The sequence below is a fragment of the Kibdelosporangium banguiense genome, assembly GCF_017876405.1.
In the GTDB taxonomy this organism is placed as follows: domain Bacteria; phylum Actinomycetota; class Actinomycetes; order Mycobacteriales; family Pseudonocardiaceae; genus Kibdelosporangium; species Kibdelosporangium banguiense.
In genome coordinates, this window is record NZ_JAGINW010000001.1 from 8,137,415 (window position 1) to 8,158,878 (window position 21,464).

The 21,464-nt window shown below is 69.1% G+C and carries 2 protein-coding genes; both read left to right on the forward strand.

The window, feature by feature from the left end; all coding sequences use genetic code 11:
* Positions 1-94 precede the first annotated feature (94 nt).
* Positions 95-16,003: a type I polyketide synthase gene (locus tag JOF56_RS37175; protein ID WP_209644104.1), complete on the forward strand. Its 15,909-nt coding sequence runs from the start codon at positions 95-97 to the stop codon at positions 16,001-16,003.
* A complete protein-coding gene (locus JOF56_RS37180; protein ID WP_209644105.1) occupies positions 16,000-21,435 on the forward strand; it encodes a type I polyketide synthase in 5,436 nt (1,811 codons plus the stop codon). The genes JOF56_RS37175 and JOF56_RS37180 overlap by 4 nt, the downstream gene beginning before the upstream one ends.
* Positions 21,436-21,464: the final 29 nt, after the last annotated feature.

Below are 21,464 nucleotides of genomic sequence, written 5' to 3' on the forward strand. Positions count from 1 at the left end.
GGTGGCCGGTTTCAGGGGGTGGCCGTGCCGGATTCGGCACCTAGAGTCGGTCACACAACAGTGAATGCTGCCTTGCAGAGCGGTGGAGTGCGGAATGCGCGAATTTGAGATGGCACCGTCCGAGCCTTCCGGCAAGGGGGGCGAACCGCGTGACGGATCGAACGAGGAATCCGCGTTCGCGCGACTGCTGACCCAGCTGCCGGCGGCTGAGCGGGCGGCGTACCTGACCGATCTCGTACACGACGCCACTTTGGCCGCCCTGCGGGCGGTCCTGCCCGAGGTGCCCGCCGCGGTGGACACCGCGAAGGCCTTCCAGGAACTGGGTTTCGACTCGCTGGCCGCGGTGGAGCTGCACGCCAGGCTGACCGAGGACAGTGGCCTGGACCTTCCGGTCACGCTCGCGTTCGACTATCCGACACCGGTCGCGGTGGCGAGATACCTGCACACCTTGGTCTTCGGTGAGGCAGCCGAGGACGAGGTCGTCCCGGTCACGGGAGACGCCGCCGACGAGCCGATCGCGATCGTGGGCATCGGCTGCCGCTTCCCCGGTGGCGCGGCGTCGCCGGAACAGCTGTGGCAGTTGGTGATGGACGAGGTACACACCAGCTCCCCGTTCCCCACCAACCGCGGGTGGGACCTGGACGGGTTGTTCGACCCGGATCCGGACAAGCCCGGTAGCACTTACGTGCAGACCGGCGGATTCCTGCCGGACGCGAGCGCGTTCGACGCGGAGTTCTTCGGTATCGCACCGCGTGAGGCGTCCGCGATGGACCCACAGCAACGCCTGATCCTGGAGACCTCATGGGAGGCCCTGGAGCGCGCGGCGATCGACCCCACTATCCTGCGTGGCACCGGGACAGGCGTGTTCATCGGTGCTGAGGCCCAGGAGTACGGGCCGCGGCTGCACGAAGCACCTGACGGCATGGACGGCTATCTGCTGACGGGCAACGCGCCGAGCGTGATCGCCGGTCGTGTGGCGTACGCACTGGGCCTTGAAGGTCCGACGCTGACTGTGGACACCGCGTGCTCTGGTTCGCTTGTCGCGATTCACCTTGCGGTGGCGGCACTTCGCCGTGGTGAGTGCCCGCTTGCCTTGGCCGGTGGTGTGTCGGTGATGGGCGCTCCTGGCGTGTTCACGTCCTTCGGTCGGCAGCGTGGCCTTGCCGAGGATGGCCGGTGCAAGGCATTTGCCGGCGCGGCCGACGGCACCGCGTTCGCCGAGGGCGTCGGTGTTCTTGTGCTGGAACGGCTGTCGGACGCGGTCCGTAACGGGCACACCGTGCTCGCGGTCGTGCGCGGTTCGGCGATCAACTCCGACGGCGCCTCCAACGGCCTGACGGCTCCGAACGGCCCTTCGCAGCAACGTGTCATCCGTAAGGCACTGGCCGACGCCGGGCTCAATGCGTCCGATGTGGACGCTGTCGAGGCGCACGGTACCGGTACCCGCCTCGGTGACCCGATCGAGGCACAGGCACTGCTGGCCACCTACGGTCAGGACCGTGAGCAGCCGCTGCTGCTCGGCTCGATCAAGTCGAACATCGGGCACACCCAGGCCGCGGCCGGGGTCGCCGGTGTGATCAAGATGGTGATGGCCGTCAACCACGGCCTGATGCCCAGGACTTTGCACGTCGACGCCCCTACACCGCATGTCGACTGGAACGCCGGCGATGTGGAGCTGGTCACCGAGACGCGGACATGGCCCGACGGCGAGCACCCGCGGCGAGCCGGTATTTCCTCGTTCGGGGTCAGCGGCACCAATGCCCACGTGATCATCGAGCAGGCGCCGCCGGTTGACGAGCAGGACGCCCCAGAGCCCGCGGACACTGAATTTGTTGTGCCCCTGGTGCTCTCGGCACGCAGCGAGCAGGCACTGCGCGCGCAGGCCGGAAAGCTGCGCTCCGCCCTGGACGAATCCACCGATGTCACTGACATCGCTTTCTCGCTCGCGACTACCAGGGCGGCGCACCAGCACCGGGCCGTCGTGGTCGCCGGTGACACCGCAGAAGCTTTGCGTGGCCTGGAAATGCTGACCGGGGAACAGGCCGGCGGCCCAGTCGTGACCGGGTCGCCGGCTCCGGGCAAGCTGGCCGTGTTGTTCACCGGCCAGGGATCGCAGCGACTGGCCATGGGCCGTGAGCTCTACCTTGCCTACCCCGTGTTCGCCGACGTGCTCGACGAGGCGTTGGACTATCTGGACGTGCAACTGGACCAGCCGTTACGGGACGTGCTGTTCGGTACCGACGCCGAGGAACTCGCCGAGACCCAGTACACCCAGTGTGCGCTGTTCGCGGTCGAGGTCGCCCTGATGCGCCTGTTGCAGTCGTGGGGCGTCAAACCGGATGTGCTGCTGGGCCACTCGGTCGGCGAGCTTGCCGCCGCGCACATCGCTGGCGTGTGGTCGCTTGATGACGCGTGCATGATCGTCGCCGCACGCGGACGGTTGATGCAGGCGTTGCCGGAAGGCGGCGCGATGGTCGCCATCTCGGCGACCGAGGACGAACTCACCCCGCTGGTCGACGAGAAGGCGACCATCGCGGCGATCAACGGACCCAACTCGGTCGTGATCTCCGGCGAAGAGGCCAGGGTGCTCGAGCTGGCCTCGGTGTTCGAACAGCAGGGCCGCAAGACCACGCGGCTGCGCGTGTCGCACGCGTTCCACTCGCCGCTGATGGAGCCGATGCTGGCCGAGTTCCGCCAGATTCTGCGCGCGGCGGACTTCTCGGCGCCACGCATCCCGGTGGTGTCCAACGTGACCGGCCGGATCGCCACGGACGAAGAGCTGCGCTCGCCGGGGTACTGGCTGTGGCACGTGCGCCGGCCTGTCCGGTTCGCTGACGGCGTCGCCACGCTGGTCAAGATGGGCGTCACCACAGCGATCGAGGCAGGCCCGGACGCAGTGCTGTCGGTGATGGCCGCCAACTGCCTGCAGGACAACGAGGACATTGCTTTCGTTCCGGCGTTGCGCCGTGACCACGCCGAGCAGAACGCAATTGTCTCCGCACTGGGCAAGCTGCACACCCGCGGGATCCCCGTGGCCTGGGACGCGTTCTTCGGCACCCGGGGACGGCGGGTCGATCTACCGACGTATGCCTTCCAACGCAAGCACTTCTGGCTGACCGCACCGACCGGCCGGGCGGACGCCGCCGGGTTCGGGCAGGTCGCCTCGGAGCACCCGCTGCTGGCGGCCGCGATCAGGCTGGCCGACAACGACGGGCTGGTGCTGACCGGCCGGGCCGACCTCAAATCACACCCCTGGCTGGCTGACCACACCATCGCTGGTTCGGTCGTCCTGCCAGGCACCGCGTTCGTCGAGATGGCTCTGCACGCGGCCACGCACGTCGGATGCGACGAGGTGGACGAGTTGACGTTGGCGGCAACGCTTGTGCTGCCCACGACCGGTGGCGTCGCTCTGCAGGTGACTGTGAGCGCCGCCGAGGACGGCCGTCGTTCGATCGAGTTCTTCTCGCGGCCCGAGCAGGATGAGGACGCAACGTGGACTCGGCACGCCACCGGTGTGCTGGTGGCCGGTGCGGATGTCACGCCGACGGGGGTGGGCCAGTGGCCGCCCACCAAGGCAAAGGTCGTGGCGACCGCTGAGCTGTATGAGGAGCTGGCGAGCCAGGGGTACGATTACGGCCCGTTGTTCCGAGGCCTGCGTACCGCGTGGCGGCGGGGCAACGTGGTCTTCGCCGATGTCGAGTTGCCACAGGCGGACAAGGACAACACGTTCGGCATCCACCCGGCACTGCTCGACGCGGTGCTGCACGCCACCGACTTCGCGCCCGGTGAGGCTCGCGAGGCCGACGAGATCAGGCTGCCGTTCGCGTGGACGGGTGTGCGCCTGCATGCCAGTGGCGCCACCAAGGTCCGTGTGCGGATCACCTCGCCGTCGAGCGGCGGCGTGACGCTGGACATCGCCGACAGCACCGGCGCCCCAGTGCTGACAGTGGGATCGTTCCGGTCCCGTCCGGTCCGCACGGCTGAACTGGCCGCCTCAGCGGACGACTTGCTGTACGGCATCGAGTGGCACCCAGTGACCACGTCCGCCAGCCCTTCGCCTGCGGACGTGACCGTGTTCACTGTCGAGCCCACTTCGGTTGGTGAGACGACTCGCCGGGTGCTTGCGGCACTGCAGGAGTGGCTGGCCGGGGGCCCGGCCGAGGAAGCCAAGTTCGTCGTGATCACGCCTGGCGGGCTGGCTGCCGCGCCGGTACGCGGGCTGATGCGTTCCGCCCAGGCTGAGCACCCGGGCCGGTTTGTGCTGATCGAGGGCGATGGGTCGGCTGACCTCCTGGAGACCGCGCTGGCCTCGGGAGAATCGGAGTTGCGCATCGACGGCCAGACCATTCTGGCGCCGCGGATGGCCCGACTGCGGACCTCAGCCGACCAGCCGGCCTGGAACGCAGCCGGTACGGTGTTGGTGACCGGTGGCACAGGCGGTCTCGGCGCTCACGTCGCCCGGCACTTGGTGACCGTGCACGGTATCCAGCACTTGTTGCTGGTCAGCAGGCGTGGCACCGACGCGCCAGGCGCGGCTGACCTGGTCGACGGGTTGGCTGCGAACGGTGCCAGCGTGACGGTCGTTGCGGCTGATGTCGCTGACGCCGACGCGATTTCCGCCGTGCTGCGGCAGATCCCGGCCGAGCATCCGCTGACCGGAGTGGTGCACACCGCCGGTGTGCTGGACGACGCGACGATCGAGACCCTCACGGCCGGGCAGGTCGACACCGTCCTGGCTCCGAAGGTCGATGGCGCGTGGGCGTTGCACGAGCAGACCAAGGACCTCGACCTGACCGCGTTCGTGCTGTTCTCCTCCGCGGCTGGTCTCGTCGACGGTGCGGGACAGGGCAACTACGCGGCAGCGAACACCTACCTCGACGAACTGGCCGCCCATCGCCACACGCTCGGCCTGCCTGCGACCTCCTTGGCCTGGGGCCTGTGGCTCGACGCGGGCGGCATGGGCGCCAACTTGTCCGATGTGGACAGGCGACGCATTGATCGGCTCGGTCTCGCACCGCTGACGGTCACCGAAAGCCTTGCCGCCCTTGATGCGGCGGTCGCCTCTGGTGAGCCGGCGGTCATTCCGGTCCGGGTCGACCGGGCTGCGTTGCGGTCCCGTGGCGACCAACTGCCCGCTGTGCTGCGGGGCCTGGCGCCGACGCAGATCCGACGGGCAACGCAGGCCCTGGGTGACGCTTCACCAGCCCAACTGTTCGCCGACGGTCTCTCCGGGCTGTCCGAAGATGACCGGACTCGTGCCGTGCTCGACCTCGTCCGTACGCATGTGGCCGGGGTGCTGGGGCACGATGGGCAGGAGTCGATCAGCCCGACCCGGCCGTTCGGTGAGATCGGGTTCGACTCCCTGGCCGCGGTGGAGTTACGCAACATCCTCGATTCGGTGACGGGGCTCCGGCTGGGTGCCACGGTGATCTTCGACTACCCGAGCCCGCGGGCGCTGGCCGACCACATCCTGGCGAAGCTGGACGGCGTCACCCCGGTCGCGCTGACGAGTACCGCGACCCTGGCCGACCCGGAGGAGCCGATCGCTATCGTCGGCATCGGCTGCCGCTACCCGGGCGGGATCGGCACACCGGAGGACCTGTGGCGGCTGGTCGCCGAGGGCACGGAGACGATCAGCACCTTCCCGGCCGACCGCGGCTGGGACGTCGAGGCGATCTACGACCCGGAGCCCGGCAAGCCCGGCCACAGCTACGTCAAGCACGGCGCCTTCCTGCATGACGCGGCCGAGTTCGACGCGGACTTCTTCGAGATCAGCCCACGTGAGGCGCAGGCCATGGACCCGCAGCAGCGGTTGCTGCTGGAGGTGTCGTGGGAGGCGTTCGAGCGGGCCGGCATCGACCCGGTCGCCTTGCGGGGCAGCGCGACCGGCGTGTTCGCCGGCGTGATGTACCACGACTGGGGCACCCGTCTGGGTACGGTGTCCGACGACATCGCCGGTTACCTCGGCAACGGCAGCCTGGCCAGTGTCGTGTCCGGCCGGATCTCCTACGCGCTCGGTCTTGAGGGACCGACCGTCACCGTCGACACGGCTTGCTCCTCGTCGCTGGTGGCGTTGCACTGGGCGATCCAGGCGCTGCGTCGCGGTGAGTGCAACCTGGCACTGGCCGGTGGTGTGACCGTGATGTCCACTCCGGACACATTCATCGACTTCAGCCGGCAGCGCGGGCTGTCCGCGGACGGCCGTTGCAAGTCGTTCGCCGACGCGGCGGACGGTACCGGTTGGGGCGAGGGCGCGGGCATGTTGCTCGTCGAGCGGCTGTCCGACGCGCAGCGCAACGGGCACCCGGTGCTCGCGGTGGTGCGCGGATCGGCGGTCAACCACGACGGCGCATCCAACGGGCTGACCGCCCCGAACGGCCCTTCCCAGCAACGTGTCATTGCCACGGCGTTGGCCGACGGTGGCCTTCGTCCATCCGATGTGGACGCTGTTGAGGGGCATGGCACCGGCACCACGCTCGGCGACCCGATCGAGGCGCAGGCCCTGCTGGCCACCTACGGACAGGACCGGCCCGAGGACCGCCCGCTGTGGCTCGGCTCGATCAAGTCGAACATGGGGCACACGCAGGCCGCAGCCGGTGTCGCGGGTGTCATCAAGATGGTCATGGCGATGCGGAACAACTCGCTGCCACGGACCCTGCACGTCGACCAGCCGTCCACTGTGGTCGACTGGACCGCAGGTGCGGTGCGGCTGCTGACCGAGCCGCAGGACTGGATCGAGAATGGTCACCCGCGTCGCGCCGGGGTCTCGTCGTTCGGTATCAGCGGCACCAACGCGCACGTGATCGTGGAGCAGGCACCTCATGTGGAGGTAGCGTCCCAACACGAAACCGGGCCCGCTGTCGTGCCGGTCGCGCTGTCCGGTCGTAGCCCGGCCGCGTTGCGCGGCCAGGCGGCACGGATGAGGGCTTTCCTTGACGAGCAAGGCGATGCGGACCTCAACGAGCTCGCCCGTTCGCTGGTGGTCACCCGGGCTGCTTTGGAACACCGCGCGGTGATCGTTGCCGGCGACAGGGACGAGCTGGTCAGAGGACTGGCGGCCGTCGAGGCAGGCGAGCAGTCGCCCGACGTGGTCACCGGCTTCGCGAACGCCGATGAGGACGGCAAGATCGCGTTCCTGTTCTCTGGACAGGGGGCACAGCGGGTCGGCATGGGCCGTGAGCTGCATGCGGCATACCCGGCGTTCGCCGAGGCGTTCGACGCGGTGTGCGCGCAGATGGACCCGCTGCTGGAAGTGCCGTTGCGGGATGTCGTTTTCGGTGCCACAGGACCGGCTGAACGCGGCCTGCTCGACCAGACGGAGTACACCCAGTGTGCTTTGTTCGCCATCGAGGTCGCCCTGTTCCGGCTGGTCGAGTCGTGGGGGATCAAGCCCGACCTGCTTGCCGGTCACTCGGTCGGCGAGTTGGCCGCCGCGCATGTCGCTGGTGTGCTCTCGTTGCCGGACGCCTGCACGTTGGTGGCCGCGCGTGGCCGTCTGATGGCCGGTCTTCCCGAGCCACACGGCACGATGGTCGCCATCGGACTTCCCGAGCAGGAAGTGCGCGACCTGCTGCGTGGCCACGAAGACGTGGTCGGCATCGCCGCGATCAACGGCCCTTCCTCAGTGGTGATCTCCGGTGTGGAGGAGATCGTCGACCAGATCGAGGAGGCCGTGCGCACGCTCGGCCACCGGACGCGCCGGCTGCAGGTCAGCCACGCGTTCCATTCCCCCGTAATGGATCCGATGCTGGCCGGGTTCGGCGAGATCGTCGCCGGGCTGTCCTTCGCGCCGCCGAGGATCCCGATCGTGTCGTGTGTGACCGGGCAGCCGGCTACCGGTGAGCAACTGTGCTCGCCGGAGTACTGGGTCACCCATGTCAGGGAGACAGTCCGGTTCAGCGATGCCGTCCGTGCGCTGGAAGCTGGCGGTGCGCGTACGTTCGTCGAGCTCGGGCCGGACAACGTTCTGGCTGTGCTCGGCCAGCAGAGCACGACGATGCCCGACCAGACTGTGTTCGTCGCGGTGGGGCGTCGTGACCGCGAGGAAGTGCGTACCGCGCTCGCCGCGGTCGGGAAGCTGCACGCCCGCGGCGTCAAGCCCGACTGGACGGCCCTGCTCGGTGACGGCCCGACCCGTCTGGACCTGCCGACATATGCCTTCCAGCACAAGCACTACTGGCTGCACGCGGCGCCGTCGAGCGATGTGGCCGGAGTCGGCCAGCAACCCGCCGGGCACCCGATGCTGGGCGCTGTGGTGTCGCTGCCCGGTTCGGACTCGACCGTGCTGACCGGCAGGTTGTCCGTGGAGACCCAGCCGTGGATCGCCGACCACGTGGTCAAGGGCGGCATCCTGTTGCCGGGTACCGGATTCCTCGAGCTTGCGATCAAGGCGGGCGACCAGGTCGGTTGTCCCACAGTCGAAGAGCTGACCCTGCACGCGCCGCTCATCCTGCCGGCGTCCGGGGGAGTAGCACTGCAGGTCACCGTCGGCGCCTTGACCGGCGATCGTCGGCCGATCTCAGTGTTCTCGCGCCGGACCGACGCGGCCGACGACGCGGAATGGACTCAGCACGCCGCCGGTTTCGTGTCCTCGGCGCAGCGGCCCGAGCCGGCTGGGCTCACGGAATGGCCGCCTCCTGGGGCCACGGTCATCCCCGTCGACAATGCCTACGACCTGCTCAACGAGCGTGGCTACGGCTACGGCCCGGCGTTCCAGGGAATGCACGCCGCATGGCGACGCGGCAACGAGGTGTTCGCCGAGGTGACGCTGCCAGAGCCGACGGCGCGGACAGCGTCGTCGTTCGGCCTGCACCCGGCCCTGCTCGATACCGCGATGCACGCCGACCTCCTTGGCGACCCGGACGGCGCGACGCTGCTTCCGTTTGTCTGGAACGGTGTGACGCTGCACGCGGTCGGAGCGTCGGTGCTGCGCGTGCGAATCGTGAGGGTGGACGGCGATGAAGTGTCCGCGATCGAGGTTGCTGACAGCGAAGGCCGCCCGGTGGCGACCATCGAGTCCCTGGTGTCCCGGCCGGTTCAGCGCGACCTCGCACAGCAACGTGACTCCGGTGGCTCGCTGCTGCGGGTCGGCTGGCAGTCGGTGGTCGTGCCGGACGGCACGGCCGACAATTGGGTAACCGTGCGCGGGGCCGCCGACATCGCGTCGCTCGACGGCAACCAGTTTCCTGACATGATCGTTCTGGACTGCCCGCTGTCCACAGAGGACGTCCCGGACGCGGCGCGCGGTGTCACCGCCGAAGTGCTTTCGGCCATCCAGACGTGGTTCGCTGACGAGCGGTTGTCCGCGGCGAAACTGGCCGTTGTCACCCGTGGTGCGGTCCAGGTCGATGGTGGGGAAGCGAACCTGGCCCACGCTCCGGTGTGGGGCTTGGTCCGCGGTGTCCAGGCTGAGCACCCAGGCCGGGTGTTGCTGATCGACGCCCTTGACGGCGACGCCACGCCTGCACTGGCGGTGGGCGAGCCGGAGTCGGCCGTTCGCGACGGCGTGGTGCTCGTCCCGAGGCTCGTCAAATCCACTGCGGAGCAAGGTGATTCCCCGTGGCAGCCCGGCCGGACCGTGTTGATCACCGGTGGTACCGGTGGTCTGGGCAGCCTGCTGGCCTGCCACCTGGTTACCGAGCACGGCGTCACCCACCTGCTGCTCACCAGCAGGCGTGGACTCGACGCGCCGGGCGCGAGGCAGCTGGTCGATGATCTGGTCGACCTCGGTGCCTCGGTGACTGTCGCGGCCTGTGACGTCGCCGATCGTGCGGCGGTGACCGAGCTGCTGGCCGCGATTCCGGCGGACGCACCCCTGGGCGCGGTCGTCCATGCGGCCGGTACGGCCGACAGTGGAATGTTCGAGACCTTGACCTCGCAGCAGGTTGACTCTGTGCTGCGGCCGAAGGTGGACGCCGCCTGGCACCTGCATGAGGCGACCAAGGACCTGGACCTGTCAGCGTTCGTGATGTTCTCGTCTGCCGGTGGCATGGTGCTGGCCGCGGGACAGGCGAACTACGCGGCCGCCAACACGTTCCTCGATGGCCTGGCCGAGTACCGCAAGGCCAACGGTCTGCCTGCCACCGCGCTGGCGTGGGGTTTGTGGGCGGAGAACACTGGGCTCGGCGGCGAGCTCGCCGAGGCGGACCTCCTGCGTATGAGCCGCCTTGGCATCCCTGCCGTGACCGGTGCGGAAGGCCTGGAACTGTTCGACTCGGCCGTGCGGACCGAGGAGGCCGTGCTCGCACCGTTGCGGCTGGACCTCAAGGCATTGCGGGCACGGACTGACGAACTGCCCGCCCTGCTGCGTGCATTCGTGCCATCGCGTACCCGACGCGTTGCCAATGCCTCCCATGGTGTGACGGCAGGCGCGGACAACCCGTTGGCGGACCGGCTGGCCTCACTCAGCGGTCCCGAACAGGACCGGGTCCTGCTTGACCTTGTGTGCACGCACGTCGCCGCGGTCCTGGGTTACGAGAACGCGGCCGCGATCGACGGCAAGCGGGCCTTCAAGGAACTGGGCTTCGACTCCCTGGCCGCGGTGGAACTGCGTAACCTGCTCGGTTCGGCGACCGGCCTGACCCTGCCGGCCACACTGGTGTTCGATCACCCGACGTCGATGGCGGTCGCCGAGTTCGTCAAGGGCAAGCTGGTCGGCACGGCGAAGAACACACCGGCAGTGACGGTACGCGCCAACGCGTCCATGCAGGAGCCGATCGCCATTGTCGGCATGGCCTGCCGCTACCCGGGCGGTGTGCGTTCGCCGGAGGACCTGTGGCAGTTGCTGGTCAACGAGACCGACGCGCTGACCGGGTTCCCGGAGGGGCGTGGCTGGGACGAGGCCGCCATCTACGACCCGGAGCCAGGCACATGGGGCAAGACCTACGTGCGTGAGGGCGGCTTCCTGCACGACGCCGCCGACTTCGACCCGGCGTTCTTCGGCATCGGGCCACGTGAGGCGCTGGCCATGGACCCGCAGCAGCGGCTGCTGCTGGAGGCCGCGTGGGAGGCGGTCGAGCGGGCCGGGATCGACCCGGCCTCGTTGCGGGGCAGCCAGACCGGCGTGTTCGCCGGCACGATGTACGACGACTACGGCAGCCGGGCACCCGGTGCTCCCGCCGACGTCGCCGTATACCTCGCCAACGGCAGTTCCAACGCGATCACGTCCGGGCGCATCTCGTACGTGCTCGGCCTGGAAGGCCCGTCCATGACAGTGGACACGGCGTGCTCCTCGTCGCTGGTGACGATGCACCTCGCGGTGCAGGCGTTGCGGGCGGGGGAGTGCACCATGGCGCTGGCCGGCGGTGTCACTGTGATGTCCACACCGGACATCTTCATCGACTTCAGCCAGCAGCGCGGGATGTCCGCCGACGGCAGGTGCAAAGCGTTCGCTGAGGCCGCCGACGGCACGAACTGGGCCGAAGGTGTCGGCCTGCTGTTGCTGGAAAGGTTGTCCGACGCCCAGCGCAACGGACACGAGGTGCTCGCGGTCGTGCGGTCCAGCGCGGTCAATCAGGACGGTGCGTCCAACGGGCTGACTGCGCCGAACGGTCCGTCCCAGGAACGGGTGATCAAGGCCGCCCTGGCCGCCGGTGGTCTCAAGCCGTCCGATGTGGACGCGGTGGAGGCGCACGGGACCGGCACGCGGCTCGGTGACCCGATCGAGGCGCAGGCGTTGCTGGCGACCTACGGCCAGGACCGCGACCGGCCGCTGTGGCTGGGCTCGATCAAGTCGAACATCGGTCACCCGCAAGCCGCCAGTGGCGTGGCCGGGGTCATCAAGATGGTGCAGTCGCTGCGCAACAGCATGCTGCCGAAGACGCTGCACGTCGACAAGCCGTCGTCGCATGTGGACTGGACGGCGGGTGACATCGAGCTGCTGACCGAGGCGCGGCCATGGCTGGCCGACGGACGGCCACGGCGTGCGGGGATCTCCTCGTTCGGACTCAGCGGGACCAACGCGCACGTGATCGTCGAAGAGGCTCCTGCGCCTACTGTGGAAGGTCGTACAGGTCGTACGGCACCCGATCTGGCGGTGGTACCGCTGCCGGTTGCTGCCGCCACTGCGGGCGCTCTGGCCGACCAGGCGGCGAAACTCGCCGAGCACCTGCGTACCGACTCGTCGCTGAACCTGGCGGACGTCGGATACTCACTGGCCACCACCCGTGCCGCCCTGGAGCACCGTGCAGTGCTGTTCGCGGCCGACCGTGACTCGGCGATAAGCGGGCTTGCCGCGTTGGCGTCGGGTGAGGTGCAGGTCGGCACGGCCCGTGGCACGGCTCGCTCCGGAGGTCTGACCGCCTTCCTGTTCACCGGTCAAGGCGCTCAGCGGTTGGGCATGGGGCGAGGCCTGTACGAGGCGTTCGACGTGTTCGCCGGGGCACTCGACGAGGTCTGTGCCACCTTCGACACCGAACTGGACCGTCCACTGAAGACGGTGATGTGGGCCGACGCCGAATCGGCCGACAGCGCGCTGCTCAACCAGACGAGCTACGCGCAGTGCGCGCTGTTCGCAGTCGAGGTCGCACTGTTCCGGTTGCTGCAGTCCTGGGCGATCAGCCCGGACTACCTCGCCGGGCACTCGATCGGTGAGCTCGCGGCCGCGCATGTCGCCGGTGTGTTCTCGTTGCCGGACGCCTGCGCGCTGGTCGCCGCTCGCGGCCGGTTGATGCAGGCGCTGCCGACCGGCGGGGCGATGGTAGCGATCGCAGCGGCCGAAGCGGACGTGCGGGCGGTTCTTCCGCTCGGCGCGGACATCGCTGCGGTCAACGGCCCGGAGTCGGTGGTCATCTCCGGACAGGAAGGCCCGGTGTTCGCCGCCGCGGCCAAATTCGTCGAAGCGGGCAGGCAGACCCAGCAACTGCGGGTCTCGCACGCGTTCCACTCGTCGCTGATGGAGCCGATGCTGGCGGAGTTCCGCGCGGTCGCCAAGCGACTGTCCTACCAGGCGCCTACGGTGCCGATCGTGTCGACGGTGTCCGGGCAGATCGCGTCGGCGCAGGAGCTGTGCTCGCCTGAGTACTGGGTCTCGCATGTTCGACAGTCGGTGCGGTTCGCCGATGGCCTGACCAGCCTCGCGGCAGCGGGAGTGACCAGATTCGTCGAGCTCGGCCCGGACGCAGTGCTGACCGGCATGGTGTCGGCGTGCCTGGACACGGGCACATCCTCATCAGTGCTCGAACCCGTCACGCCGATGGCGTCGCTGCGCCGGGACCGTGACGAAGTGGGCACGCTGCTCAGCGCGGTCGGCCAACTGCACGTGCTCGGTAGCTCGGTCGACTGGGCCGCGCTGTTCGGCGGCCGGGGTTCGGTCGTCGGGCTGCCGACATACGCCTTCCAGCACAAGACTTACTGGCTTGAGGCAACCCGCCCGGCCGGCGATGCCGCTGCACTCGGCGCTCACGCGGTGGGTCACCCGCTGCTCGGCGCCGCCGTTGAACTGCCGGACGGTGGTTGGGTGCTGACCGGCAGGTTGTCGGTGGCAACGCAGCCTTGGCTGGCCGACCACGTGATCATGGGCAGGGTCATGGTGCCCGGCACGGCGTTCGTCGAGCTCGCTATCCACGCGGGCGACCAGGTCGGATGCGATGTCCTGGAGGAACTCATCCAGGAGGCGCCGCTCGTGCTGCCCGACCGTGGCGCGGTCGCGGTCAGGGTCGTGATCGACGCCCGGGACGCGGCTGGCCGGCGTTCACTGTCGGTGCACTCTCGTCCCGAAGACGCCCCGGCGGACACCCCATGGACCCGGCACAGCGCCGGCGTTCTCGGGACAGGTGGACGGCCGGAGCCAGTGGAGCTGACGGCCTGGCCGCCTGCCGGTGCCGAGCAGGTGGACCTGGACGGCCTCTACGATCATCTCGCCGGGCTCGGCTACGGCTACGGGCGTACCTTCCAGAACCTCCGCGCGGTGTGGCTGCGCGACGGCGAGGTGTTCGCCGAGGTGGCGTTGCCGGAGGGCACCGACACCAGCGGTTTCGGGCTGCACCCCGGATTGCTGGACTCCGCTCTTGGTGCCACCGACTACCTGTTGCCCGGCGGGCCGATGGCTCTCACCGAGACGACGATTCCGTTCGCCTGGAACGGGGTTTCACTGCAGGCCTCCGGCGCGACGGCGCTGCGCCTGTGGGTCCGTCGTAACGGCAGCGGCGACAGCCTGGTGCTGGCCGACGCCGTGGGTGCCCCGGTCGCGCGGATCGACTCGTTGGTGGTCCGGCCGGTGTCGGACGGCCAGTTGGCCGCCACCTCGGTGCCTGAGTCGCTGTACCGGATCTCGTGGCAGGACAGCCAGGACAGCACCGTCGAACCGGGCGCACAACCGGACGGCTGGGCTGTGCTGGGCAAGGACGATCCCGGCCTTGGCTTCCCGGTCCACGAGGATCTGGCCGCGATCACCGGCACGCCCGACGTGGTCGTGCTCCCGTTCGAACCCGGCGACGGCGACGTGCCCGAGCAAGTCCACGCGGTGGTCCACCGCACTCTCGGCCATCTGCGGGAGTGGTTGGCGGACAAGCGGTTCACCCGCAGCAAGCTGGTCGTGCTGACGCGTGGCGCCGTGTCCGGACCCGATGGTCCTGACCTCGTGCAGGCTCCCCTGTGGGGTCTGGTGCGTGCCGCGCAGGCGGAGAACCCCGGCCGGATCCAGCTGGTCGACATCGACTCGCCGTCTTCGGTATCGGCTTTGGCCGCTGCTGTGGCTTCGGATGAGCCGGAGGTCGGCATTCGCGGTGGCGACGTCAAGGTTCCGCGCCTGACCCGAGTGTCCAAGATGGACATACCGGCCAAGTGGAACCCGGATGGCACCGTGCTGATCACCGGTGGTGCCGGACTGCTGGGCGCCACACTGGCCAAGCACCTGGTGACCACGCATGATGTGCGGCACCTGGTGATCACCAACCGCAAGGGCGGGAAGGCGCCCGGCGCGGGCGACCTGATCGCCGAGCTGACCGAGCTGGGCGCGACGGTGAACCTGGTCGCCTGCGACGTCGCCGATCGGGCTGCCCTGGCCAAGGTGATCGACAACGTGCCTGCGGCGCATCCGCTCACCGCGGTCGTGCACGCGGCCGGCGTGATGGACAGTGCCGTGCTTGAATCCCTTACCCCGCAACAGGTCGACAACGTGTTGCGGCCCAAGGTGGACGCCGCGTGGCACCTGCACGAGCTGACCAGGGACATGGACCTGGCCGCGTTCGTGCTCTACTCCTCGACCGGAGGACTGCTGCTCGCCGCGGGCCAGGCGAACTACGCGGCGGCCAACGTGTTCCTCGACGCGCTCGCCGAGTACCGGGCAGCTCGTGGGCTGGTGGCGACGTCGCTGGCCTGGGGCCTCTGGGAAGGCACCGAAGGACAGATCGACGTGGCGCACATCGTCAGGTCCGGTGTTGCCCCCTTGCCCTTCGCGGACGGTCTGGAACTGTTCGACGCAGCGCTGGGCGCCGCGGAACCGGTGCTGGTACCGGTGAAACTGGCAGCTCAGTGGGACGCCGACGCGGTGGCACCGCTGCTGCGTGGGATGGCCAAGGCCGCGCCACGTCGGACGGTCGCTGCGGCAGGCCCTGCTGCGGCGCCGGTCGAAGAGGCCGGGCTCGCCGAACGGCTTGCGGCCCTCTCAGCCGACGAGCGGCTGAAGACAGTGCTTGACCTGGTGTGCGGGCACGCCGCGGCCGTTCTCGGCTACAGCGACGCCCATGCGGTCGGCCCGGAGAAGGGGTTCACCGATCTCGGCATCGACTCGCTGGCCGCGCTGGAACTGCGCAACCGGCTGGGCGCGGCCACCGAGATGCGGCTGCCCGCGACGCTGATCTTCGACTATCCCAGCCCGCTACCGCTGGCCAGGCACCTGCTGACCGAACTGGTCGGCCAGGACGACGAGCCCGCGGCCGACGTGCCGGAGCAGGCCCCCGCGGCACAGGAGATCGCCGCGATCGCCGGGATGGATCTGGCCGATCTGGTCCGCACGGCCCTTGGTGGAAACACAGTTACCGACGAACGAGGTGAGTTGCAGTGACCGAGGTGCCGTCGACCGAGCAGATCGTCAGCGCGCTCCGGCAGTCCATGATGGACAACGAGCGGCTGAGGGCGGACAACGAGCGGCTCACCGCGGCGGTGCGGGAACCGATCGCGATCATCGGGATCGGCTGCCGCTACCCGGGTGGCGTGAGCTCGCCCGCGGATCTCTGGCAGCTGGTGACCGACGGCACCGACGCCGTCGGGCAGTTCCCCGAGGACCGGGGCTGGGACATCGAGGCGCTTTACGACCCCGATGGCGGGAAACCGGGCACGACCTACTCCCGTGACGGCGGATTCCTGTACGACGCCGCGGACTTCGACCCGGACTTCTTCGGTATCTCCCCGCGCGAGGCGATCACGCTGGACCCGCAGCAGCGGCTGTTCCTCGAGACGTCGTGGGAGGCGGTCGAACAGGCCGGTATCGTGCCGTCCACGTTGCGCGGCAGCAAGACCGGGGTGTTCGCCGGTGTGATGTTCCACGACTACGGCATGGGCAGCAGCGACGGTGGCATGATCTCCGGCCGGGTGGCGTACACGTTGGGCCTCGAAGGCCCGGTGGTGAGCGTGGACACGGCTTGCTCGTCGTCACTGGTGACGTTGCACTGGGCAGTGCAGTCGCTGCGCCGCGGTGAGTCGTCGCTGGCGTTGGCCGGCGGTGTCACCGTGATGACGACACCCGACATGTTCGTGTACTTCAGCGAGCAGCGAGGCCTCGCACGCGACGGCCGGTGCAAGGCGTTCGGCGCAGGCGCTGACGGCGTCGGATGTGCGGAGGGCGCCGGTGTCGTGCTGTTGGAGCGGTTGTCGGACGCTCGTCGCAACGGCCACGAGGTACTGGCGGTCATCCGGGGGAGCGCGGTCAACTCCGACGGCGCCTCCGCCGGGATCACCGTGCCGAACGGTCCCGCGCAGCAACGGGTGATCCGCGACGCGCTGGCCGACGCCGGCCTCAAGACGTCCGATGTGGACTATGTGGAGGCGCACGGCACAGGCACGAAGCTGGGTGACCCGATCGAGGCGCAGGCGTTGCTGGCGACCTACGGGCGTGATCGCCCGGAGCCGGTGCTGCTGGGGTCGTTCAAGTCGAACGTCGGCCACACGCTGGCAGCAGGCGGTGTGGGCGGCGTGATCAAGGCCGTACTGGCGATCCGGCACGGTGTGCTGCCCAAGACCCTGCATGCCGAGGAACCCTCGCCGCACGTCGACTGGTCCGCAGGCAACGTGCAACTGGTGACCGAGGCCCGGCAATGGCCTGAGACCGGCCACGTCCGGCGTGCCGGTGTGTCGGCGTTCGGGATCAGCGGTACCAACGCGCACGCGATCATCGAACAGGCCCCGCCGGTCGAGCCCGCGCCTGCACCTGCCGAATCCGGGCCAGTGGTCTGGGCACTCTCGGCGTACAACGCGGACGCCTTGGCGGGCCAGGCATCCCGGCTGGCCGCGCACGCGACCGGCCGTCCGGAGCAATCATCGGCCGATATCGGCTACTCGCTTGTCAACACTCGTGCCCTGCAGGACCACCGCGCCGTCGTTGTCGCCAGTGATCGCGACGCGGCCGTGCGTGCTCTCAACGGGCTCGCCGCGGGCTCGTTTCCCGCTGGGGTTGTCCAAGGCGTGGCCGGTGCTGGCGGACGCGTGGCATTCCTGTTCACAGGTCAGGGTTCCCAGCGGCTCGGTATGGGTGCGGAGCTGTACTCCGCGTACCCGGTGTTCGCCGAGGCGCTGGACGCGGTGTGTGACGAGCTTGCCGTCTACCTGGAGCACCCGCTCAAGAAGGTGATCCTTGGCGAGCAGGAGTTGCTCGACCAGACGGGATACACGCAGCCCGCGCTGTTCGCAGTCGAGGTGGCGCTGTTCCGTTTGCTGGAGTCGTGGGGCGCCAAGCCCGATGTCCTGTTGGGACACTCGATCGGCGAGCTGGCCGCCGCGCACGTCGCCGACGTGTTGTCGCTGGCCGACGCATGTGCATTGGTCGCTGCCCGGGCCAGTCTGATGCAGGCACTGCCCGCCGGCGGGGCGATGGTGGCGGTCGCGGCTACGGAAGAAGACGTGACGCCGCTGTTGACCGAGCGCGTGAGTATCGCCGCGATCAACGGCCCGCAGTCGGTTGTGATCTCCGGTGACGAGGACGCCGCGCTCGCGATCGCCGCGCAGCTGGCCGAACAGGGTCGCAAGACCACGCGGTTGCGCGTGTCGCACGCGTTCCACTCGCCGTTGATGGAGCCGATGCTGGCCGAGTTCGGCCAGATCGCCGCCAAGCTCTCGTTCGCCAAGCCGTCGATCCCGATCGTGTCCACAGTGTCCGGTTCGGTGACCGATGACGTGGCCACGCCGGAGTACTGGGTCGAGCAGGTGCGCGCGGCAGTGCGCTTCACCGACGGAGTCCGCGCGCTGGCCGACAGTGGCGTGACCACCTTCGTCGAGGTCGGCCCGGACGCGATCCTGACCGCGATGGGCCAGGGCTGCGGGCTTGACGGCGCTTTCGTGCCGGTGATGCGCAAGACCCGGCCGGAGGCGGAGACCGTTCTCGGCGCGCTCGGCACACTGCACGCGAACAGCTCCACAGTGGACTTGACGGCGCTCTTCCCCGGTGGCCGCCGGGTGGAGCTGCCGACGTATGCCTTCCAGCACAAGCGGTACTGGGCGGACGACCCGACCTGCTCGGGAAGCGGGCGTGGCGTGGCCGAGGCCGGCCAGGTCGCTGCCGACCACCCGCTGATCGGCGCGGTCATCTCGGCGGCCGATTCCGGCGGCGTCGTCCTGACCGGCAAGCTGTCGCTGCGCGCCCAACCATGGCTCGCCGATCACGTCGTCCAGGGACTGGCGCTGTTCCCCGGCACCGGGTTCGTCGAGCTGGCGATCCGGGCGGGCGACGAGGTCGGCTGCGGGACTCTGGAGGAGCTCACGCTCGCCGCACCGCTGGTGCTGCCGGAGACCGGTGGCGTCCAGGTCCAGGTGGTCGTCGGCGGTGCTGACGAGTCCGGCAGACGTCCGGTGAGCGTGTACTCGCGCCCCGACGACGCCAAGCAGGACGACAGCTGGACGCAGCACGGCACCGGCTGGCTCTCCGAGGCGGTGCCGCAGGCTCCGGTGTCGCGGGAATGGCCGCCCGCGGGTGCGGTCGAGGTCGATGTGGCCGACCGCTACGACGGGCTCGCCGCCCAGGGATTCGACTACGGACCGGTGTTCGCCAACCTGCGCAAGGCATGGGTGATCGGTGACATGATCGCCGCCGAGGTCACCCTGCCCGAGCAGGCCCATTCGGTCGCCGGTTCCTTCGGCCTGCACCCAGGCCTGCTGGACTCGGCGCTGCACACGATCGGGCTCGCCGGGCCGACCGAGGACAAGCCGGTGCTGCCGTTCGCCTGGTCCGGTGTGACGCTGCACGCTGTCGGCGCGTCCAGCCTGCGCGTGCTGATCTCCTCTGACGTGGCGAACACCATCGCCCTGACCGCGACCGACCCGTCCGGCAACCCGGTCGTCACGGTGAACTCCCTGGCGCTGCGCCCGATCGCGGACGGCGCGTTGGGCGGCCCGCGTTCGGCGGTCGACGACTCACTGTTCCATGTGGACTGGATACCGTGGTCGGCCGACCCGGCCGCTGTGGGTACCTGTGCGGTACTCGGCGAAGACAACCTCGATATCGCCGCAGCGATCTCGGCGTCAGGCGGCAGTGCACATCACTACGCGGATCTCGCCTCGCTGACCGCGGCAGCAGCCGTGCCGGACGTCGTGTTCGCGCCATTTCACGCCGACCCGACTGATGACGTTGGCGCGGCAGCTCGTTCAGCGGTGCACCGGATCCTCGCCCTGGCCCAGTCATGGGTGTCCGATGAGGCCCTTGCCAAGTCCCGCCTGGTCGTGATCACCAAGGGAGCCATCGCAACCGCCGCCACTGAGGGCGTCGACGATCTCACCCACGCGGCCGTGTGGGGCGTGGTGCGATCTGCCCAGGTGGAGTACCCGGACCGCTTCATGGTTGTCGACGTCGACGGCGGCGACCTTCCGCTCGCAACAGTTCTCGCTGGCATGGATGCGGGCGAGGGTGGGCTGGCGGTCCGTGCCGGCAAGGTCCTGGCGAACCGCTTGGCCAAGCACACCACGACTTCGGCCCCGGTTTCACTGGATCCGGACGGCACGGTTCTGGTGACTGGTGGAACCGGCGTGCTCGGTGCATTGGTCGCCAAGCACCTGGTGACCCGGCACGGCGTGCGGAACCTGGTCCTGACCAGCCGTCGTGGCCTGGATGCGCCTGGTGCCAAGGATTTGCAGGCCGAACTGCTCTCGTCAGGTGCTACGGACGTGACAGTCGCGGCGTGTGACATCGCCGACCGTGAGTCGCTGCGGCAGCTCCTGGCAACAGTGCCGGGCCTGAATGCCGTCGTGCACACCGCCGGTGTCACGGACGACGGCGTGCTGTTGGCGTTGACACCCGAACGAATGGACGCGGTGGCGCGCCCCAAGGTGGACGCCGCCTGGAATCTCCACTCGCTGACCAAGGATCTCGGCCTGGCCGCGTTCGTCCTGTTCTCCTCGGCCACCGGAGCCCTTGGCGGCGCCGGACAGGCCAACTACTCGGCGGCGAATGTGTTCCTGGACGCGTTGGCACAACACCGTTCGGCCCTCGGGCTGCCTGCGGTCTCGCTTGGGTGGGGCCTGTGGTCGGAAGCCGGCATGGCCAGCGAACTGACCGAGACAGACCTGGCCCGGATGGCCCGTTCCGGCGTGCTGGGCCTCTCCTCGGCGGACGGCCTGGAACTGTTCGACGCCACTCTCGGCGCAGATCACCCCGCCCTGGTGCCCATCCGCCTGGACGTGTCGAAGCTGCGTGGTGACAACGTGGCCCCCATGTTCCGTGGCCTGGTTCGCGCCACACCACGGCGGCGCGCGGAAGTGGTCGACGACTCGTGGTCACGCCTGGGAACCATGTCCCCGGAGGAGCGCGAACGAGCGCTGGTGGACCTGGTGTGCGGGACCGCCGCGGCGGTACTCGGCCACGACAGCCGCAACGCGATCGATGCCCGCAAGGGCTTCATCGAACTCGGCTTCGACTCACTGACAGCGATCGAGCTGCGCAACAAGCTCGACGCGATCACCGGCCTGAGGTTGCCGGCGACGCTGATCTTCGACTACCCGTCACCCGCGGCCCTGTCGGATCACCTGCACACCGAGTTCGCCGAAACACAGAGTGCGCAGCCTTCGCCGGGCCAGACCGGGGCGGTGGACCAGCAACTGGCGGCCCTGGAAGCGGCCTTGGGCGAAGCGACCGCCGACGAAACCGAACACGCCCGGATCGCCATCCGGCTCAAGGCACTCGTCACCAGCTGGACCGAGAGCCGCCGCACGGACATCCCCGGGGAAAGCCTCGAGGAGGCAACAGCCGACGAGTTGTTCGCCATGCTTGACGAAGAGCTGGAGTCCTCCGGCTGAGGACCCACATCGAAACACGAGAAACAAAC